13 protein-coding genes are annotated in these 14602 nt (G+C 62.1%); 4 read left to right on the top strand and 9 right to left on the bottom strand.

Features of this window, described 5'->3' with window-relative positions; genetic code table 11:
* The first annotated feature begins 155 nt into the window (after positions 1-155).
* Positions 156-2852 (top strand): nitrate reductase, encoded by a 2697-nt coding sequence (locus tag BM036_RS10890; protein WP_091851706.1) that lies wholly within the window; start codon positions 156-158, stop codon positions 2850-2852.
* 211 nt (positions 2853-3063) lie between these two features.
* On the opposite strand, the gene BM036_RS10885 is transcribed toward BM036_RS10890, so the two are convergent.
* The 5 genes from BM036_RS10885 to BM036_RS10865 are packed head-to-tail and all read right to left on the bottom strand — an operon-like array spanning position 3064 to position 6173.
* Complete coding sequence (locus tag BM036_RS10885) at positions 3064-3753, bottom strand: hypothetical protein (protein WP_245742579.1); 690 nt, start codon at positions 3751-3753, stop codon at positions 3064-3066.
* A 24-nt stretch (positions 3754-3777) separates the two neighbouring features.
* Positions 3778-4617 (bottom strand): energy transducer TonB, encoded by an 840-nt coding sequence (locus tag BM036_RS10880; protein WP_091851704.1) that lies wholly within the window; start codon positions 4615-4617, stop codon positions 3778-3780.
* A complete protein-coding gene (locus BM036_RS10875; RefSeq protein ID WP_091851701.1) occupies positions 4614-5027 on the bottom strand; it encodes an ExbD/TolR family protein in 414 nt (137 codons plus the stop codon). The genes BM036_RS10880 and BM036_RS10875 overlap by 4 nt, the downstream gene beginning before the upstream one ends.
* A complete protein-coding gene (locus BM036_RS10870; RefSeq protein ID WP_091851698.1) occupies positions 5024-5434 on the bottom strand; it encodes an ExbD/TolR family protein in 411 nt (136 codons plus the stop codon). The genes BM036_RS10875 and BM036_RS10870 overlap by 4 nt, the downstream gene beginning before the upstream one ends.
* The gene (locus BM036_RS10865) at positions 5421-6173 is read right to left on the bottom strand and encodes a MotA/TolQ/ExbB proton channel family protein (protein ID WP_091851695.1); all 753 of its coding nucleotides are present in this window, start codon (positions 6171-6173) and stop codon (positions 5421-5423) included. The genes BM036_RS10870 and BM036_RS10865 overlap by 14 nt, the downstream gene beginning before the upstream one ends.
* A 193-nt stretch (positions 6174-6366) precedes the next feature.
* On the opposite strand from BM036_RS10865, the gene BM036_RS10860 reads away from it, so the two are divergent.
* Positions 6367-8331 (top strand): sensor domain-containing diguanylate cyclase, encoded by a 1965-nt coding sequence (locus tag BM036_RS10860; protein WP_091851692.1) that lies wholly within the window; start codon positions 6367-6369, stop codon positions 8329-8331.
* Positions 8332-8396: 65 nt separating this feature from the next.
* Here BM036_RS10860 and BM036_RS10855 read toward each other — a convergent pair whose 3' ends face one another.
* The 3 genes from BM036_RS10855 to BM036_RS10845 form a co-directional block, all read right to left on the bottom strand.
* Positions 8397-8687, bottom strand: coding sequence for a ferritin family protein (locus BM036_RS10855; protein ID WP_091851689.1), 291 nt, complete (start codon positions 8685-8687; stop codon positions 8397-8399).
* Positions 8688-8803: 116 nt separating this feature from the next.
* On the bottom strand, positions 8804-9574 hold the full coding sequence (locus BM036_RS10850; protein WP_091851686.1) for a sulfite exporter TauE/SafE family protein: 771 nt from the start codon (positions 9572-9574) through the stop codon (positions 8804-8806).
* A gap of 10 nt (positions 9575-9584) precedes the next feature.
* Positions 9585-10706, bottom strand: a complete 1122-nt coding sequence (locus BM036_RS10845) for a lytic transglycosylase domain-containing protein (RefSeq protein WP_245742578.1) — start codon at positions 10704-10706, stop codon at positions 9585-9587.
* A gap of 165 nt (positions 10707-10871) precedes the next feature.
* Here BM036_RS10845 and BM036_RS10840 point away from each other — a divergent pair, with 165 nt between their 5' ends.
* Positions 10872-12365 (top strand): amidase, encoded by a 1494-nt coding sequence (locus BM036_RS10840; protein ID WP_091851683.1) that lies wholly within the window; start codon positions 10872-10874, stop codon positions 12363-12365.
* A 157-nt stretch (positions 12366-12522) separates the two neighbouring features.
* Positions 12523-13116, top strand: coding sequence for a hypothetical protein (locus tag BM036_RS10835; RefSeq protein ID WP_091851679.1), 594 nt, complete (start codon positions 12523-12525; stop codon positions 13114-13116).
* 45 nt (positions 13117-13161) lie between these two features.
* On the opposite strand, the gene BM036_RS10830 is transcribed toward BM036_RS10835, so the two are convergent.
* The gene (locus BM036_RS10830; RefSeq protein WP_091851676.1) at positions 13162-14544 is read right to left on the bottom strand and encodes an HDOD domain-containing protein; all 1383 of its coding nucleotides are present in this window, start codon (positions 14542-14544) and stop codon (positions 13162-13164) included.
* Positions 14545-14602 lie beyond the last annotated feature (58 nt).

Raw genomic sequence — 14602 nt, 5'->3', positions numbered from 1 at the left:
TCGCCCGGCCCCGATCTTGCTAGCAGAAAATACAGAGGCTCTTCCTCGGTCATGGTTCCGGGAAGGGTAACAGCGGGCAATGAAGCCTGACGGGCGCATCCTTCCGGGGAATGTGCCGGTCAGGCTTTTTTGTCGCCTGTTAACTGACCACAGGAATGGGTGCTATTACCGTGAATACTCCCGATTTAATTCCCCTCCGGACCACCTGCCCATACTGCGGCGTGGGTTGTGGCTTGTTGGCCGCTCCCGGCAAGGCTGATCCTATGGCGGACCAGCGACCTGTATCCGGTGACCTGGCTCATCCGGCGAACCGCGGCCGCCTTTGTGTGAAGGGGGCCAACCTGCACGAAACCACGAACTCTGAAGGTAACCTGCATCATCCCCGCGTGCTGGGTAGCCGGGTCAGTTGGGATCGGGCGCTGGATGAGGTCACCGGGGCTATCCGGCAGGCCATGTTTCAGCATGGACCGGGCTCGGTGGCCTTCTACCTGTCCGGTCAGTTACTGACCGAGGATTACTACGTCGCCAACAAGCTTGCCAAGGGTTTTATCGGAACGCCCCATGTCGATACCAATTCCCGCCTGTGCATGTCATCGGCGGTGGCCGCCCATAAACGGGCTTTTGGCGAGGATGTAGTGCCGGGTTGCTATGAAGACCTGGAGCTGGCGGACTTGCTGGTGCTGGCCGGCAGCAATACTGCCTGGAATCACCCGGTGCTGTACCAGCGAATGAAAGCGGCGGGCCGGCCCGGGCGCCGTGTGGTAGTTATTGACCCCCGCCGCACAGCTACCGCAGAGCTGGCAGACCTGCACCTGGCCATCCGGCCGGGTACCGATACCACGCTGTTCAATGGTTTGCTGGTCTGGCTGGCGGACGCGGGGGCGGTGGATGGTGCCTACGTGGACGCCCATTGCAGCGGTTTCGACGAAACCCTGGTATCGGCCCGGGCCAGGGCCTTTGCACCAGAGAACGTGGCCGAGGCCTGTGATATTCCAGTGGACGACGTTGTGAGCTTTTATCGTTGGTTCACAGAAACGCCCCGCACCGTCACGGCCTTTTCGCAGGGCATCAACCAGAGTGTGGTGGGTACGGATAACGGCAACGCCATCATCAACTGCCACCTGGCCACGGGGCGTGTAGGCAAACCCGGAGCCAGTCCACTCTCCCTGACCGGCCAGCCCAACGCCATGGGTGGTCGTGAAGTAGGCGGCCTGGCAAACACCCTGGCGGCCCATCTGGATTACGACATACCGGGCGCCCGCGAAGCCGTGGCCGAATTCTGGGGCACGGACCGCCTGCCGCAAGCACCCGGGTACAAGGCCGTGGACCTGTTTGACGCCGTCCACCGGGGCGAGATCAAAGTATTGTGGATCATGGGTACCAACCCGGCCGTGAGTTTGCCGCAAAGTCGCCGGGTGCGAGAAGCGATGAGCCGATGTCCGGTGGTGATCGTTTCCGATTGCGTTAGTCACACCGACACTACGGCCCTGGCGGATATCCTGCTGCCGGCCAGGGGGTGGGGCGAGAAAGACGGTACCGTCACCAACTCCGAGCGTTGTATTTCCCGCCAGCGCGCCTTCCGGCCACCCACCGGGGAAGCCCGTGCGGACTGGCAGATTCTCGCCGAAGTGGGGCGGCGCCTGGGCTATGAGAAAGCCTTTGCATGGTCGTCGCCCGCCGCGGTATTCCGGGAACACGCCCGCCTGTCGGCCCTGAATAACGACGGCATCCGCCGGTTCAACCTGTCGGGCCTGGCGGACTTGGCCGACGAAGCCTATGACCAGCTTGCACCCGTCCAATGGCCGATAACTACGGGGCAACCCGAAGGCAGTAAGCGCCTGTTCGGGGATGGCCGGTACAGCACGCTGGACGGCCGCGCCTGTTTTATACCGGTTCAGGCAACTGCATCGGGCCAGGCTGTTGTGAGCCCCGGGCAAATGCGGCTGAACACCGGCCGAATCCGGGACCAGTGGCATACCATGACCCGCACGGGCCGGGCGCCAAGGCTGGTCCAGCATCGCCCGGAACCGTTCGTGGACATACACCCCCTGGACCTCTCTGCCCGTGGCATCCGGGAAGGAGACCTGGTCAGCCTGACCGCAGAAAACGGTGGCGTCTTCACCGGCCGGGTACGGGCCGAGCCCGGGCAGCGGCAGGGGGAAGTGTTTGTACCAATTCACTGGAGCCACCAGTTCACCGGCGAGGGGCTTGCCAGCGCCCTGATCACCCCGGTAACGGACCCGTTCTCCGGCCAGCCGGACTCCAAAAACGGTCTCGTCACCGTGACGTCACTTTCCGCCCGATGGCACGCCCGCCTTTTGCGACACCGGGAGGCATCAAGGGGCTGGCAGGCGGACTACCACACCCTGGTCCCCCAGCATCACTGCAACACCTGGTACCTGGCAGGCAAACAGCCGGAAGACTGGCACCGGACCATAACTCGCTGGCTGGGCGGCGCCCCGGACCTGGTGCTGGAAGACAGCGCAGCAGGCACCTTCCGCGCCGCCCGCATCAGGCATGGCCAACTGGACGGCGTACTGCTGGTCGCCAGGGACGCCAGCCACTTACCGGACACCGCCTGGCTGGCGTCCCTGTTCGACGGCCGGGAGCTCTCCCGCCAGGAGCGGCGCGGCCTGTTATCGGCCCGGAGTGTGGAAACGGAAGATATCGGTGCCGTGGTATGCAGTTGTTTCGGTGTTGGCGAGAAACAGATTGCAGCAGCCATAGGAGCGGGCGCCGGAACGGTAGAAGCCCTGGGGGAAAAACTCCGATGCGGCACCAACTGCGGCTCCTGCACACCAGAGCTCAAGGCGGCTATCGAAAAGCACCGGCTTTCGTCAGCCCCGGTCTAATTCAGGCGAATCAAGCGAGGCAATGAGTGTCCAGCGACCGGCGTCCAGCAAAAAGTCCCAAGAGGTGTGCGGGGGGAGGCTTTTGTGCAGGGAAAATCTGTCTGAGCGAAGCGAGTTTAAATTTTCCCGGAACAAAAGCCTCCCCCCGCGCAACTCACGCCCCCACAGCCAGCAGTCTGGGAGAAAAATTTCCCAAGGAACACAAACAACCTCAGTCCACGGCAGAAAGCATCACAAAAGGCACCCGAAACCGAAGCCCCCGCGAGCGCCCGGTGCCATCCACGGTACAGGTCTTGCGATTAATCCGCAGAATAATGCCTTCCCGCGCCGCGGCGCCCTCACCAAAGCGCACCGCTTCCCCGGGCTGCCAACGCCGCGCCTGGTGACCAGGGCTGGGAAAGGCCATAGGCTGGTTGTCCAGTGGCAAACCGAGCTCATGGGCCGAGCGTGCCAGGTGGCGGCGAACACTCTCTGCCATGCCATTGTCATTGAGCTGATCCAGCAGTTCGTAGAAATGACGGTTATGCACCGAACCATGGTAACGCTTGCCATCATGCTGCTGGAGCAGGTGGGCAAACTCATGGGTACAGGTGTGGGCCAGCAGATTCAGTACCGATACCGTGCCACCGAAATACCCCCGGCTGCGGATCTCCCGGGTCGACAACCAGCCGGCAGCGGTGACGGGATCCTGCTTGGCGGCCACCATGCGTACCCCATAGGTGATCTGGTGGCACCTGTCACGGTGATCAAATCGATGGTAGGTGGCCCGGCCGGAACCGGCACGGCAGGCAAGGTCGGCCTTCGGGTGTAACTGATGGCGGTAGTGATCCCACAGCACCTGCTCGGTGGTGGTACACATCAGCCGGGCAATAGCCCGGCAGGTTTGCAGGTTGGAGGTCATCGATCGGAAACTGCGGCCTGGGTTTTACCGCAACTTGTACCCCACCGGCAGGGCATAGGTAAAGCTCTGGCCCTTCATATTGTCAGGAACCTCCGGCAGTGGACTGGCATCCCGCAGCAGCTTAAGGGCTGCGCGGTCCAGTAAGTCGTGGGACGATGAATCCCGCAAGCGGGTATCGAGCAGGCGTCCGTTACGGTCGAATTCGAAGATGACCACCGGCGTGCCCTCCTGTCCCAATCGCCGGGCCCGGCGCGGGTACTCGTGGTACCGGGCCAGGTGGCGGGTCAGCTTACTGAGGTACTCGTCCACCGAGCTGTCATCGCCGGCGACCAGTTCCACCTGTTCCTGCTGGGTGGACTCGTCCGCGCCTTCGTTGGGCTCGGTGGTATCCACATCGGCTTCCGCTTCCGTGTCGGTGGTGCGTTCACTGCTGGCCCTTTCAGCCTGATCGGGTTCAGGCTCAGGTTCAGGTTGCGGTGCGGGCTCCGGTGACGGAGCCTTTTCTGGCTCTGGCTCTGGCTCTGGCTCTGGCTCTGGCTCTGGCTCTGGCTCTGGCTCTGGCTCTGGCTCTGGCTCTGGCTCTGGCTCTGGCTCTGGCTCAGGTTGAGGTTCGGGTTCGGGTTCGGGTTCGGGTTCGGGTTCGGGTTCGGGTTCCGGTACAGGTTTCGGCTCCAGGGCAGGCTCCGAGGATGCCTCGGCTGCTGGCGCCCCGGCCAGCTGGATCTTCAGGGCGGGTGCCGTGGTACTGGCATTGCCTTCCGTGCGCAGTTCCAGGGTGGGAACACCGGGCAAGGCCAGCCACAGGGTCATGGCGGTCAGGGCGATGGCGGCGGCGAGGATGATGGCCCTGGCGGTCTGGCTCATTCCGCGGGCTCCGTCAGCAGGATTACCTCGCTGTACCCCAGCTCTTCCAGTGCGCGGAACAGCGCTTCCAGGTCATTCATGGCGGTAACGCCTGCTGCCCCAACCCGGAGCGGCTCCATCACCTCATCAGGGGCAGGCAGTGCATCCGCCAGGGCTTCCCGGGTGACGGGCTTGTTGGCCACCAGGTACTGCCCCTGTTCATTCACCACCAGGTCCGCCTCGGGTTGTTCGTCGGTGTTTTCCGCCGTCATTTCCGGCAGTTCGGGCAAGACAGTATCGGTCAGCTGCCCGGCCACGATGAAAAACATCAACAGCAGGAAGACCAGGTTGATCAGCGGCAGCAGACTGTCTTCGACACGCTCCAGCAGTGATTTGCTGTCTTCGAAGGGTTCCGGGGTCAGTGGTGTCATGGTTGTGGCGTAGTAGAGCTGTCCGGTGCGGTGCGTTTCCAGTGAGCCTTGATGCCGGCGCTGTCGAGGGTACTCAGGGTCCGGGTGAACCGATCCAGGGGTACATCGCCGTCGGTGGCCAGGCGTACCTCCTGTTGCCCCTGGCTGGCGAGGCGTTCAGTTACCTCGGCAAGGCTCCAGTCCCGGCTGTCCCACTGCAGCTGGCCATCCGCCTGGAGTTGCAGCTGGGGCAGAGGCTCGCCGTCACCACCTCGACCCTCTGCGGTGTCGTTCTCCAGTTCCAGATACCCGGTGGGCAGCAAATAGCTGGTGACCATGAAGAACACCAGCAGGATGAACACCACATCAATCAGTGGCGTCATCCGGATGGGCATGGGGCGCGCAGGCCTGGGCTTAACCAGCGGCATGGGCGACACGGGCCGGCTGATAGGTGTCCTGGCGGGCACTGTCGTTAGTCCGGGCGGTGCCCCGGGCGGCATTGGCCATGGTTTTAGCCGGGGCCGAATTGAGGATGCCCAGCAGGCGTTCATTCATCTGGCTGTTCAGGCGACGTAGCCGGAATTCACACCAGGCAGCGATGGCTGCGAAGGGAATCGCGATCACCAGGCCGGCGGCGGTGGTGGTCAGGGCTTCGTATATGCCACCGCTGAGCTGGCTGGCGCTGGCACGTCCTTCTGTTGTAGCCATGGCGCTGAAGGCTTCCATCATGCCCATGACCGTACCGAGCAGGCCTAGCAGTGGGGCCAGGGCCGCGATGACTTCGATGATTTTCAGGGGCGCTTCAAATGGCTGCAACGCCTTCTGCGCGCCCTGAGCCAGGTTCTCCCGGAGCATGTCTGCCGGTTCGCCCCGGGTGACACCGCTCATTGCCCGGCGGGCCAGGCCGTGCATCGGGTTGCAGCGAGCGAAAAAGCCCGTCGGCCGGTCCGGTATGGTTGTCCGTTCGGCCTGCTCCCACTGAGCAACATCACGGCGAACGCGACCACCGGAGCGTGGGGAGAAGAGGGTGCCGGTGATGATCAGGTAAAAAAATGTCAGCAAGCCCAGTACGGCCAGCGCGATCAGTACGTACATAACCGGCCCGCCCATATCGATCAGGGACGCCAGGGGGCTTTGTGCGACAGCAAGTTGGGGAGAGTCAGACATGATGTCCGTCCTGATGGATAATTTAACGCAAACGATAACAATTTTTATTAGTAAGATCTAGTGCTATTGGGGGCCGGACCCGGCCTGCCCGGTCTGCTAAACTGTCGCAAATGCGACGCAAATCCGAAGACAGTTTATCGATTCATGGGGTTCGGAAGAGACAAGGTCCAAAGGCCGTCAGTGGAGGGTTCGTTTGATCCGGGCGTGGTTTGACCGACTTGCCAATCGCGGCCTGGTGCTGTTTGTCGGAGCTATCGTCGTCACGGTGGTGGTGGTCAGCCTGGTGAACATGGTAATCAGCCGCCAGGAGCTGGAACAGCAGGCCCGGAGCCAGGTTGCCACCGTCGCTGAAATGCTCGGCTCTGAGCTGGATCGCAAGCTCATCGAGCGTTTTGGGGTACTCACGGAAGCGGCAGAGTCCGTGCGAATGGATGAGACCTCGTTTCGCCAGTTTTCCGGCCTGATCATGGAGCGGCAGCGGCCTATTTCCCACCTGTTCGAGCACCTGTTTCTGTTCGACAGGCAAGGCCTGGTACTGGAAAGCTACCCGGAAGTTGGTGAGCTTGCGGGTGCCGACCTGTCAGGGCGGACCTATTTCCAGGATACAGTTGATCAGCTTACCCCACAGATATCAGAACCCTTTACCTCCTTTGTGCGCGAGCTGCCCACGGTCGTCATGACTGCTCCTGTGTTTGACCACAACGGTTCCCTGGTGGGTGTGTTGGCCGGTTCCATTGTGCTGACATCCAATAATTTTCTCAGTGAAATCAGCGCCACCGGTATTGGTAACGAGGGGTACGTCACCCTGGCTTCCCGCTCCGGGCTGGTGCTGGTGCGCAAGGGTCAGATCGGTGGCATAGAAACCGTGGCCAGGAATAACCCGGCTGACCTGGCAGCGATCGACGGCTTTGAGGGCGTAACCCGCGGTGTTACCCGAGAAGGCGAGCCAGCGATGGTGGCGGTTCAGCAGCTGGATATGGCGCCCTGGTTTGTTTCCGCCACCTGGCCACTGAGCGATGCCTTTGGGCCGGCTAACCGGCTGGGAGAAGACCTGGCATGGATCGCCGCCATGGTGGTGCTGGGAATGTTGCCGTTCTCGTTCTTCCTGTTCCGCCGTTACCTGAACCCGCTGCGGGAGCTGGCAGAGCAGATCCACGCCCGCCACCTGGGCACCCGGGAGCAGCCGGTGGAGGAGGCCGGGTACCAGGAAATACGGGAGCTGGCCGAGGTTTTCAACCGGGTGATCTCCGACCGTACCGAAGTTGAGGCCCGCCTGCGCGCAGAGCAGCAGCGAGGTGACAGTATCCTGTCGGCATTGCAGGAAGGGGTAGTGATGACCGACACCCTGGGCAATATCCGCTATGCAAACCCGGCTGCCGGGAACTTTCTCGGCCGCGGCTACGAGCTCGTGGGAGCGCACCTTTTCGAGCTGGTGTCGTTCGAGACCGAGCACGACCAGTGGAGTGCTGGTCATTTCCTCGGCAGCGATGAGATTCATGGCATGGACGGGATTCTGCGTAACCGCAGCGGTCAGGCCCTGGATGTGGAGATCACCATGCTCCATGTCAGCCGGGGTGAAGTGGATGAGCGCCTGATCTTTGTGATCCGTGATGACAGTGAGCGTCGTCGCCAGGAACAGCAGCTGTCCTGGCAGGCGACCCATGACAGCCTGACAGGCCTGCTCAACCGGCGGGCCTTTTCCACCGAACTGGTGAAGTGGCTCGCCCAGGCTTCCGCCCTGGAAGTTCCCACCGTACTGATGCTGATTGACCTGGACCACTTCAAGCCGGTGAATGATGAAGGGGGTCACCTGCTGGGGGATGAGCTGCTGCGTCAGTTGTCGGAGATCCTCAAGGGTGTGGTCCGCAAGACGGATGCGGTAGCACGTTTTGGTGGTGATGAATTTGCCATTCTGCTGCCTGCCTGTGGGCTGGGACGGGGAGCAGACCTGGCGGAACAGGTTCGTAGTGGAATCGGGGCGTTGCAACTGGAGCAGGACGGGCGCCGGTTTGGTGTGACGGCGAGTATCGGGCTGACCGACCTGAACGCCGGGGACAGCAGCCCGAGGGAGGCATTGGCACGGGCCGATGAAGGTGCCTATGCCGCCAAGGCCCGGGGCCGGAACCAGGTGGTTGCGGTGCCGTCTACGGAAGCCTGAACGGTAAACGGCCCCGGCAGTGCCGACTGGCCTGGCTGGCTGCTGGTATTGGCTGCCACCGACGATCAGTGGTGGTCGGCAATATCCCCTTCGCTGTACAGGAATTCCTTGAGGAACCCGGCAAAGTCGTCGTTATTGCGGCGCAGCCATTCGATCACCATGGCGGCGTGTTCCATCTCTTCCCGCATGTTGTGCAGCAGGATGGCCTTCAGCGACTCATCGTCACAGTCATCCGCGCGCTGCTGATACCAGTCAACCGCCTCCAGTTCTTCCATCAGTGACACGATGGCATGGTGCATATGCAGGGTTTTCTTTGAAAGTTTCTCGCGTGGGGCGTGCAGGTTATCGCTGGCCATGGGGCCTCCTGTCGTGGTTGGGTTGATCCTGGCTCGTTGTGCTTGAGGTTATTCCTGATGGTAACAAGCATAGCCGGGACTGCCGACCCCTGGCCAGTCCGCCTGGCCGCCAGGGCTTATGCCGCCCACTGCAGCCAGGCCAGCCAGAGCAGTCGCAGGGCCAGCAGGGTCAGCAGCAGGTTAAACACCCGCTGGAAGGTCTGGTTGCCCAGCCGGCCCAGCACCCGCAGCCCCAGCCAGGTCCCCAGGAAACCCATGCCGACCATCGCAGCCAGGAACCACAGCCAGTCACGGAATACGAATCCCGCCAGGCCGAATACCAGGGCCTTGGGCAGGTGCTGAAGGGTCATGGAAGTGGCAAAGGTCGCCACGGTGGTGAACCGGTCGGTATGGATCTGCTTAATGAACGCTGCGACCAGGGGGCCGGTGGCACCCACGAACAGTGAGATAAAGCTGGTTATGGCCGAGGCCACGAAAATGCCGGCCCGGCCCATGGCCAGTGGCGGGAGCTTCGGCCCCCAGCACAGGTAAAGTACGAACACGGCAATGGTCACCTGCCATACCCAGGCGGGCAGGCGTACCAGTAGAAGGCTGCCAGCTACGGCGCCGAGAATGACGCCGGGCAGGAAGGCTGCGATCACCCGCCAGTCAATATGGCGCCAGGTCATCGCCATGCGGCCTGCATTGGACCCCAGCTGGATCATGCCATGGACCGGAATGATCGCTGCTGGCGGTATCCACATGGCCATCAGGGCCAGCAGCATGACTCCGCCGCCGGCGCCCAGGGCGGCGGTGATCAGCGATGTCAGGGTCGAGCAGGCCAGCAGTATTAGCGCGACCTCCGGAGCGAGGCCCGGCGGCAGGAATGACAGCAAGACATCCTCCATTGGTAGGCCGTCAGGGAGACTGGCAGAACGCAGTATCTTTCAGCGAAGAGTCGCCGCAGAGTGCCCGGGTTGCCAGTTCAACATCGGCTACATAATACAGGGATGCCAGGCCCAGTCGATCCCGGCCCAGGTTGTGAAACACCATGCCGAAGGCGATGTCACCGGCGCTGAAGCGCTCGTGGTGTTCAGCAAAGTACCTGGCCGGACCGTTCAGCTCCTCGTCCGTCATCAGCCGATCAATGCGTGCGGCACCACCGTGGTAAGCCTGGATCAGTAGCAGGGTGAATAGCTTTTGACGCTTGGCTTCCGGCAGTTCCGGGAAGTGGTCGTTGATAACCGGTTCCAGCAGGCGGGCATTGCGATTCATCAGCTTCATGGCGCAGTCGAGCTGGGCCAGCCGGTGCCAGTGATTACGTTCTGCCACCCCGCAATCGACGAGTACGCCGGGCATCAGTTGCATGATGCCGCGGGCACCCGCTGCCGAATGGGCGCGGGTTTGTCCCCCGCTTTCAATCAGCAGCATGCCGGCCAGGTAGCGGGGAAGCTCCCTGGGTAGCGACAGCCGCTGCTGCTGGCGCCGGGTGTCGTACACATAGGTCAGTGCCTCGTGAAGGTTTCCTGGCTTGGCCTGGCTGGCGAAATCCAGGTCGTCCCAGCGTCCCCAGAGGCGATCGGAGGGTGCCTTGCCCAGGTAGCGATCCAGGGCTTCGTCGAGGCGGGCGTGTGGCTGATTGCAGCCCAGGGCAAAGGGGTAGCCTGTCGTGGAGGCATCCCCTGGTGTCCAGCCGGTGGCGCGCCCCTGGCGCGCGAGCTTTTCCCGTTGCTGGTTCAGTTTGTTCTGGGTTTCTTCGCTGGTTTCTCCGTCGCTGATATAGCCGATGAACCGGCCGCGGTGATCGAATAGCAGGTGGCGATCGGAGTCCGAGCAATACGCCGACTCTTCCAGCACCCAGCGGCGGATATCCAGGATATTGTTGAAGACACCCTGGCTGCTCCAGTAGGGCGCACTGCGGATGATCGCCTGCCAGTCTTCCACAGGCGCCGGTGCTTCACTGCGGGCCACCGTGGGCAGGGTGCAAAGCACGAACAGCAGCACCTTCAGCATCGGATTGCGAATGGACCGGGCAGCCATGTGGTTCCTCTGAATGGGTAACAGGCCGACGGGATTGGTGAGTTGTGTGTCGTATTCGTCGGCGTGTGAATTTGGTGCTGCTAAACTCGTAACAGCAAAAAGATGTACGCTCCGCTACCTATACCGCAACACCTCGCGGAATCAAAACAACAACGGATTAACACCATGAAAGTTTCCGACTATCTGCAATACGACGCCACGGGACTGGCGGACCTGATACGCCGGGGTGAAGTGTCGGCCCCTGAGGTCACTGAAGCCGCCATCGTCCGGGCCGAGGCTGTAAACCCAACCCTGAATGCGATCTGCCTGCCCCAGTACGAGGAGGCAAGGACACAGGGTATCAATGATGGTCCGTTCGCTGGTGTTCCCATATTGCTGAAGGACCTGGGGCAGGAACAAGCGGGTCAGCCCTGTACCATGGGTAGTCGGGGGCTGCGAAACCGGGTGATGCCGGAGGATTCCGACTACGTAGTGAGGGCCAGGAACGCTGGCCTGGTATTTATCGGTCGTACGGCGACGCCGGAATTCGGACTCAAGGCAGTCACCGAATCTCAGCTCTGGGGGCCAACCCGTAACCCCTGGAATAGCGGGTTGACGCCAGGTGGCTCCAGTGGCGGGTCCGGAGCAGCCGTGGCAGCCGGGGTGGTGCCCGTGGCCGGCGCCAACGATGGCGGCGGATCTATCCGCATACCGGCAGCCTACAACGGCCTGGTAGGGCTCAAGCCGTCCCGAGGTCGGGTTTCCTGGGGGCCCTATGCTGGTGAGAGCTGGATCGGCGCGGCCGATAACCACGTGGTCACCCGCACCGTGCGGGATGCGGCGGGTATGCTGGACGTGCTGGCCGGGGGCGCTGTCGGTGAGCCCTTCAACATAGCTACGCCGGCAACGCCCTGGACCGAACTGGCCGCCCAGGCGCCGGGCCGCTTGCGCATTGGTTTCTTCACCCGATCACCCTATGGTGGCGAGGTACATCCCGATCACGTTGCTGCGGTGGAAGCAACCGCCCGCCAGCTGGAAGCGCTGGGCCACCATGTGGAGGAGGCCGGGCCACAACTGGATGGTGACGCCCTGGCGCGATGCTACCTGGGCATTTACTTCGGCGAAGTGCCGGTATTTATGGATATAGCAAAGGCCCGGGGCGCCGCAAACGACGAGTTTGAGCTCGATACGCGCCTGCTCGCCATGCTGGGACGTAGTTTCCCCCTGCCGGAGTATGTGGGTATGCGTCAGCAATGGAATGAGTTTGCCCGTAACCTGGGTCAGTATTTTGGCCAGTATGATCTCTATCTCTGTCCTACAACGGCACAACCCCCGGCCCGCATTGGCGAGCTGGACCTGCCGCCAGCCATGCAGATGGTATCGAAACTGCTGGTGCGGGCCCGCGCGGGCAAGCTGATGCTGAAAAGCGGCATCGTCGACCAGCTGGCCATGGAGAGCCTGGCCCGCACGCCGTTTACCCAGCTGGCCAACCTGACCGGCACACCAGCGATTTCATTACCTTTAAGCTGGAGTGAGCAGGGGTTGCCAGTGGGCGTGCAGTTCGGAGCCCCACATGGCGACGAGGGCCGCTTGCTGCAGCTGGCGGCACAACTGGAGGAAGCTGCCCCCTGGTACAATCGGTATGAAAGCCTGTGGGACCGGGGTATTGGTGAGGTTTAATGGTGGACTTGTGATCTGCTGCCTTCATTCCCACGTTTATTTTTGAGGGTGGAACAGGCTATGCTGTGTTTAACGGGCAGCTGGCCAGGCTGCCCGTTCTCCGGGGCCGGCATCCGCACCGGCTCCCCTTTCAGATGGCATCGAGGAGGCGAGTACCATGAACCAACCGATGGCAATCGAAGAACTGGTTTCAGTAGCACAGGCGGAAGCCATGGGTGAGCTGGATGCGCCGATCATGGCCATCGTGCTGTCCAGTGAGCAGAGCTACGACCTTCCCATCAACTCCCTTGAGACCGATGCCGACAAGGCCCGTTGGGCCCTGATTCTGCGCGCTGCCCGGGAACATGTGGAGGCCGACGCCGTGGCCTTGCTGTACCCGGCCTGGACCACCATTCGCCAACGCAGCGCCGAAGCCGAGGCAGAAGCACGCCGGGAAAAGGAAGACACCCCGGAACCCATCGATACCCTGTTCGTCCAGCTTCATACCCGGGACCGTATCTACTGGCGCGGTTTCGAGCAGATCCGTGATCCCCGGCATCAGCGGATCATAGGTTTTCGCAGCATTGGTGCCCTGTCCAATGACTATGAGCGGGAAGAGGCACCCTCGGTGACCTCCTGGCTTAATACCCTGTTCGAGCCGCTGCCGGAAGAGGGCGAGGAAACCGATGTTGATCGTGAACTGGCGGACCTGCTGGAAGAGCCGGAAGTGAGTGCCGCGCTCTATCCAAGGCAGATGCGTGCCCTTCATTGAGGTAAGTATTGCCCTGACTGACAAGCTGCCAGCCAGTGAGTCCACTCACTGACTGGACAGCAGCGTCAGGCACAACTGGGCATGTTGGAGGAAATGGTTGAACGCTTGCAGGTGTTCGTCGGCGGGCTCGCTGCCCGTGGCGCCGAAGTCGGCATAGAACATTCCAAGCATCCGGCCATTGGCCAGCAAGGGGCCGGTCAGTGCCGGCACCCGCCCCAGCCATGGGTCGAAATCCTGTTCGGTGGTGTTCCTGGGTGGCCGGTAAACCGTGCTGCTGCCGTGAGGCAGTAGCTGGCCGAGGGCACCGCTGCCGTCGCGGTTGATCTGTAAGCCATCGCGCCAGCTTTCCGTCTGTGGTCCCATGCATTTCCGCAATACCAGCTGGCGGCCATCACGGTCGGACATCAACAATGCAACCCGGGTCAGCCCAATACCCCGGTGAAGCCCTTCCAGTACCAGCTGGAAAACGGTATTGAGATCGGGTTTTTCGGTCAGGCTCTGGGCCAGTTCCCTGAGTATCCTCAGCTGAAGATCAGCGTCGATGGCTGGTGGTGCCGGTGCTTCCATGTCACCACTGCCCCCGGGCAGCAGTGCCTGTACCTGTGGTATGCCCAGTGACACAGCCACCTTGCCGGCCTCACCGGCATTCAGGCGCGCCTGGTCCCGGATCGCCGCGGGGCTTTCGTCCAGCTCCTCGCCCAGGGTGTTCATCAGTTGGTCCATGTCGGGTGTTCGCCAGCCTTCCTCCGCCAGTTCGGCCATGGCTACCGCATGGCGTGCGAGACTGCTTGCCGGAGAGTTGGCCCGGTTGGCAGACACCACATCCCGGATAAACGGCCCCAGGGCCCAGGCTTCTGCAAGCCCCCGGGTAATTTCCGGGAAGGTGGTGTGAAGCACCGCCTTCTGAGCGTCAGTTGGATCCTCACCGGCCCGCAGGCGCTGGGCGAGCTCGCCCGCCTGTTCTGTGTCACAGGCCCAGAACGCCAATTCACCGATGGTCATCAACAGCGCACCGATAAACACTTCTTCCAGGGCCTGCTCGTTGCGTTTGGGCAACAGGCTGCGGGCCTGCACAGCGGCGTGAATGGCCCGTGCGAGGCACTTGAGAAGCTGGGGACGGGAGCTGCGGCTGAGTAGGGAGTCCACGATCAGCGACGAAATCGCCATGGATTTCACCGAATCGAAACCGATCAGGGTAATGGCACGGCTGACGGTGCTGACCTGTACCCGGGTCTGGTTGTAGAACACGGTATTGGAAAGCCGCAGCACCTGCGAAGTGAGCTGGGCATCGTTGATAATGACCTCGGCCAACTCGTTGACGGTGCTGCTGTTGCTGTCGGTAAGCTCGTTGATACGCTTGAGCGTATTGGCCAGCACCGGCAGCTCGACGCGGCTCAGATAGGAAACCCATGCCTGGGTGGATGTCATCCTTGAGCCTGGCGGTGTGGGGTCACTCACAGTGCGCAAAGCCTCTGGATCAATGGTG

This window comes from Marinobacter segnicrescens, from assembly GCF_900111555.1.
In the GTDB taxonomy this organism is placed as follows: domain Bacteria; phylum Pseudomonadota; class Gammaproteobacteria; order Pseudomonadales; family Oleiphilaceae; genus Marinobacter; species Marinobacter segnicrescens.
The sequence above is the reverse complement of the archived record's forward strand: the minus strand, read 5'-3'. Positions and strand labels throughout refer to the sequence as shown.

Bases quoted from the DNA above. Each gene is read 5' to 3' on its own strand.
- BM036_RS10835 (WP_091851679.1), top strand. From the start codon at position 12,523: ATGAACCAACCGATGGCAATCGAAGAACTGGTTTCAGTAGCACAGGCG.
- BM036_RS10830 (WP_091851676.1), bottom strand. From the start codon at position 14,544: ATGACATCCACCCAGGCATGGGTTTCCTATCTGAGCCGCGTCGAGCTG.
- BM036_RS10840 (WP_091851683.1), top strand. From the start codon at position 10,872: ATGAAAGTTTCCGACTATCTGCAATACGACGCCACGGGACTGGCGGAC.
- BM036_RS10870 (WP_091851698.1), bottom strand. From the start codon at position 5,434: ATGCCGCTGGTTAAGCCCAGGCCTGCGCGCCCCATGCCCATCCGGATG.
- BM036_RS10875 (WP_091851701.1), bottom strand. From the start codon at position 5,027: ATGACACCACTGACCCCGGAACCCTTCGAAGACAGCAAATCACTGCTG.
- BM036_RS10880 (WP_091851704.1), bottom strand. From the start codon at position 4,617: ATGAGCCAGACCGCCAGGGCCATCATCCTCGCCGCCGCCATCGCCCTG.
- BM036_RS10845 (WP_245742578.1), bottom strand. From the start codon at position 10,706: ATGGCTGCCCGGTCCATTCGCAATCCGATGCTGAAGGTGCTGCTGTTC.
- BM036_RS10850 (WP_091851686.1), bottom strand. From the start codon at position 9,574: ATGGAGGATGTCTTGCTGTCATTCCTGCCGCCGGGCCTCGCTCCGGAG.
- BM036_RS10885 (WP_245742579.1), bottom strand. From the start codon at position 3,753: ATGACCTCCAACCTGCAAACCTGCCGGGCTATTGCCCGGCTGATGTGT.
- BM036_RS10865 (WP_091851695.1), bottom strand. From the start codon at position 6,173: ATGTCTGACTCTCCCCAACTTGCTGTCGCACAAAGCCCCCTGGCGTCC.
- BM036_RS10890 (WP_091851706.1), top strand. From the start codon at position 156: ATGGGTGCTATTACCGTGAATACTCCCGATTTAATTCCCCTCCGGACC.
- BM036_RS10855 (WP_091851689.1), bottom strand. From the start codon at position 8,687: ATGGCCAGCGATAACCTGCACGCCCCACGCGAGAAACTTTCAAAGAAA.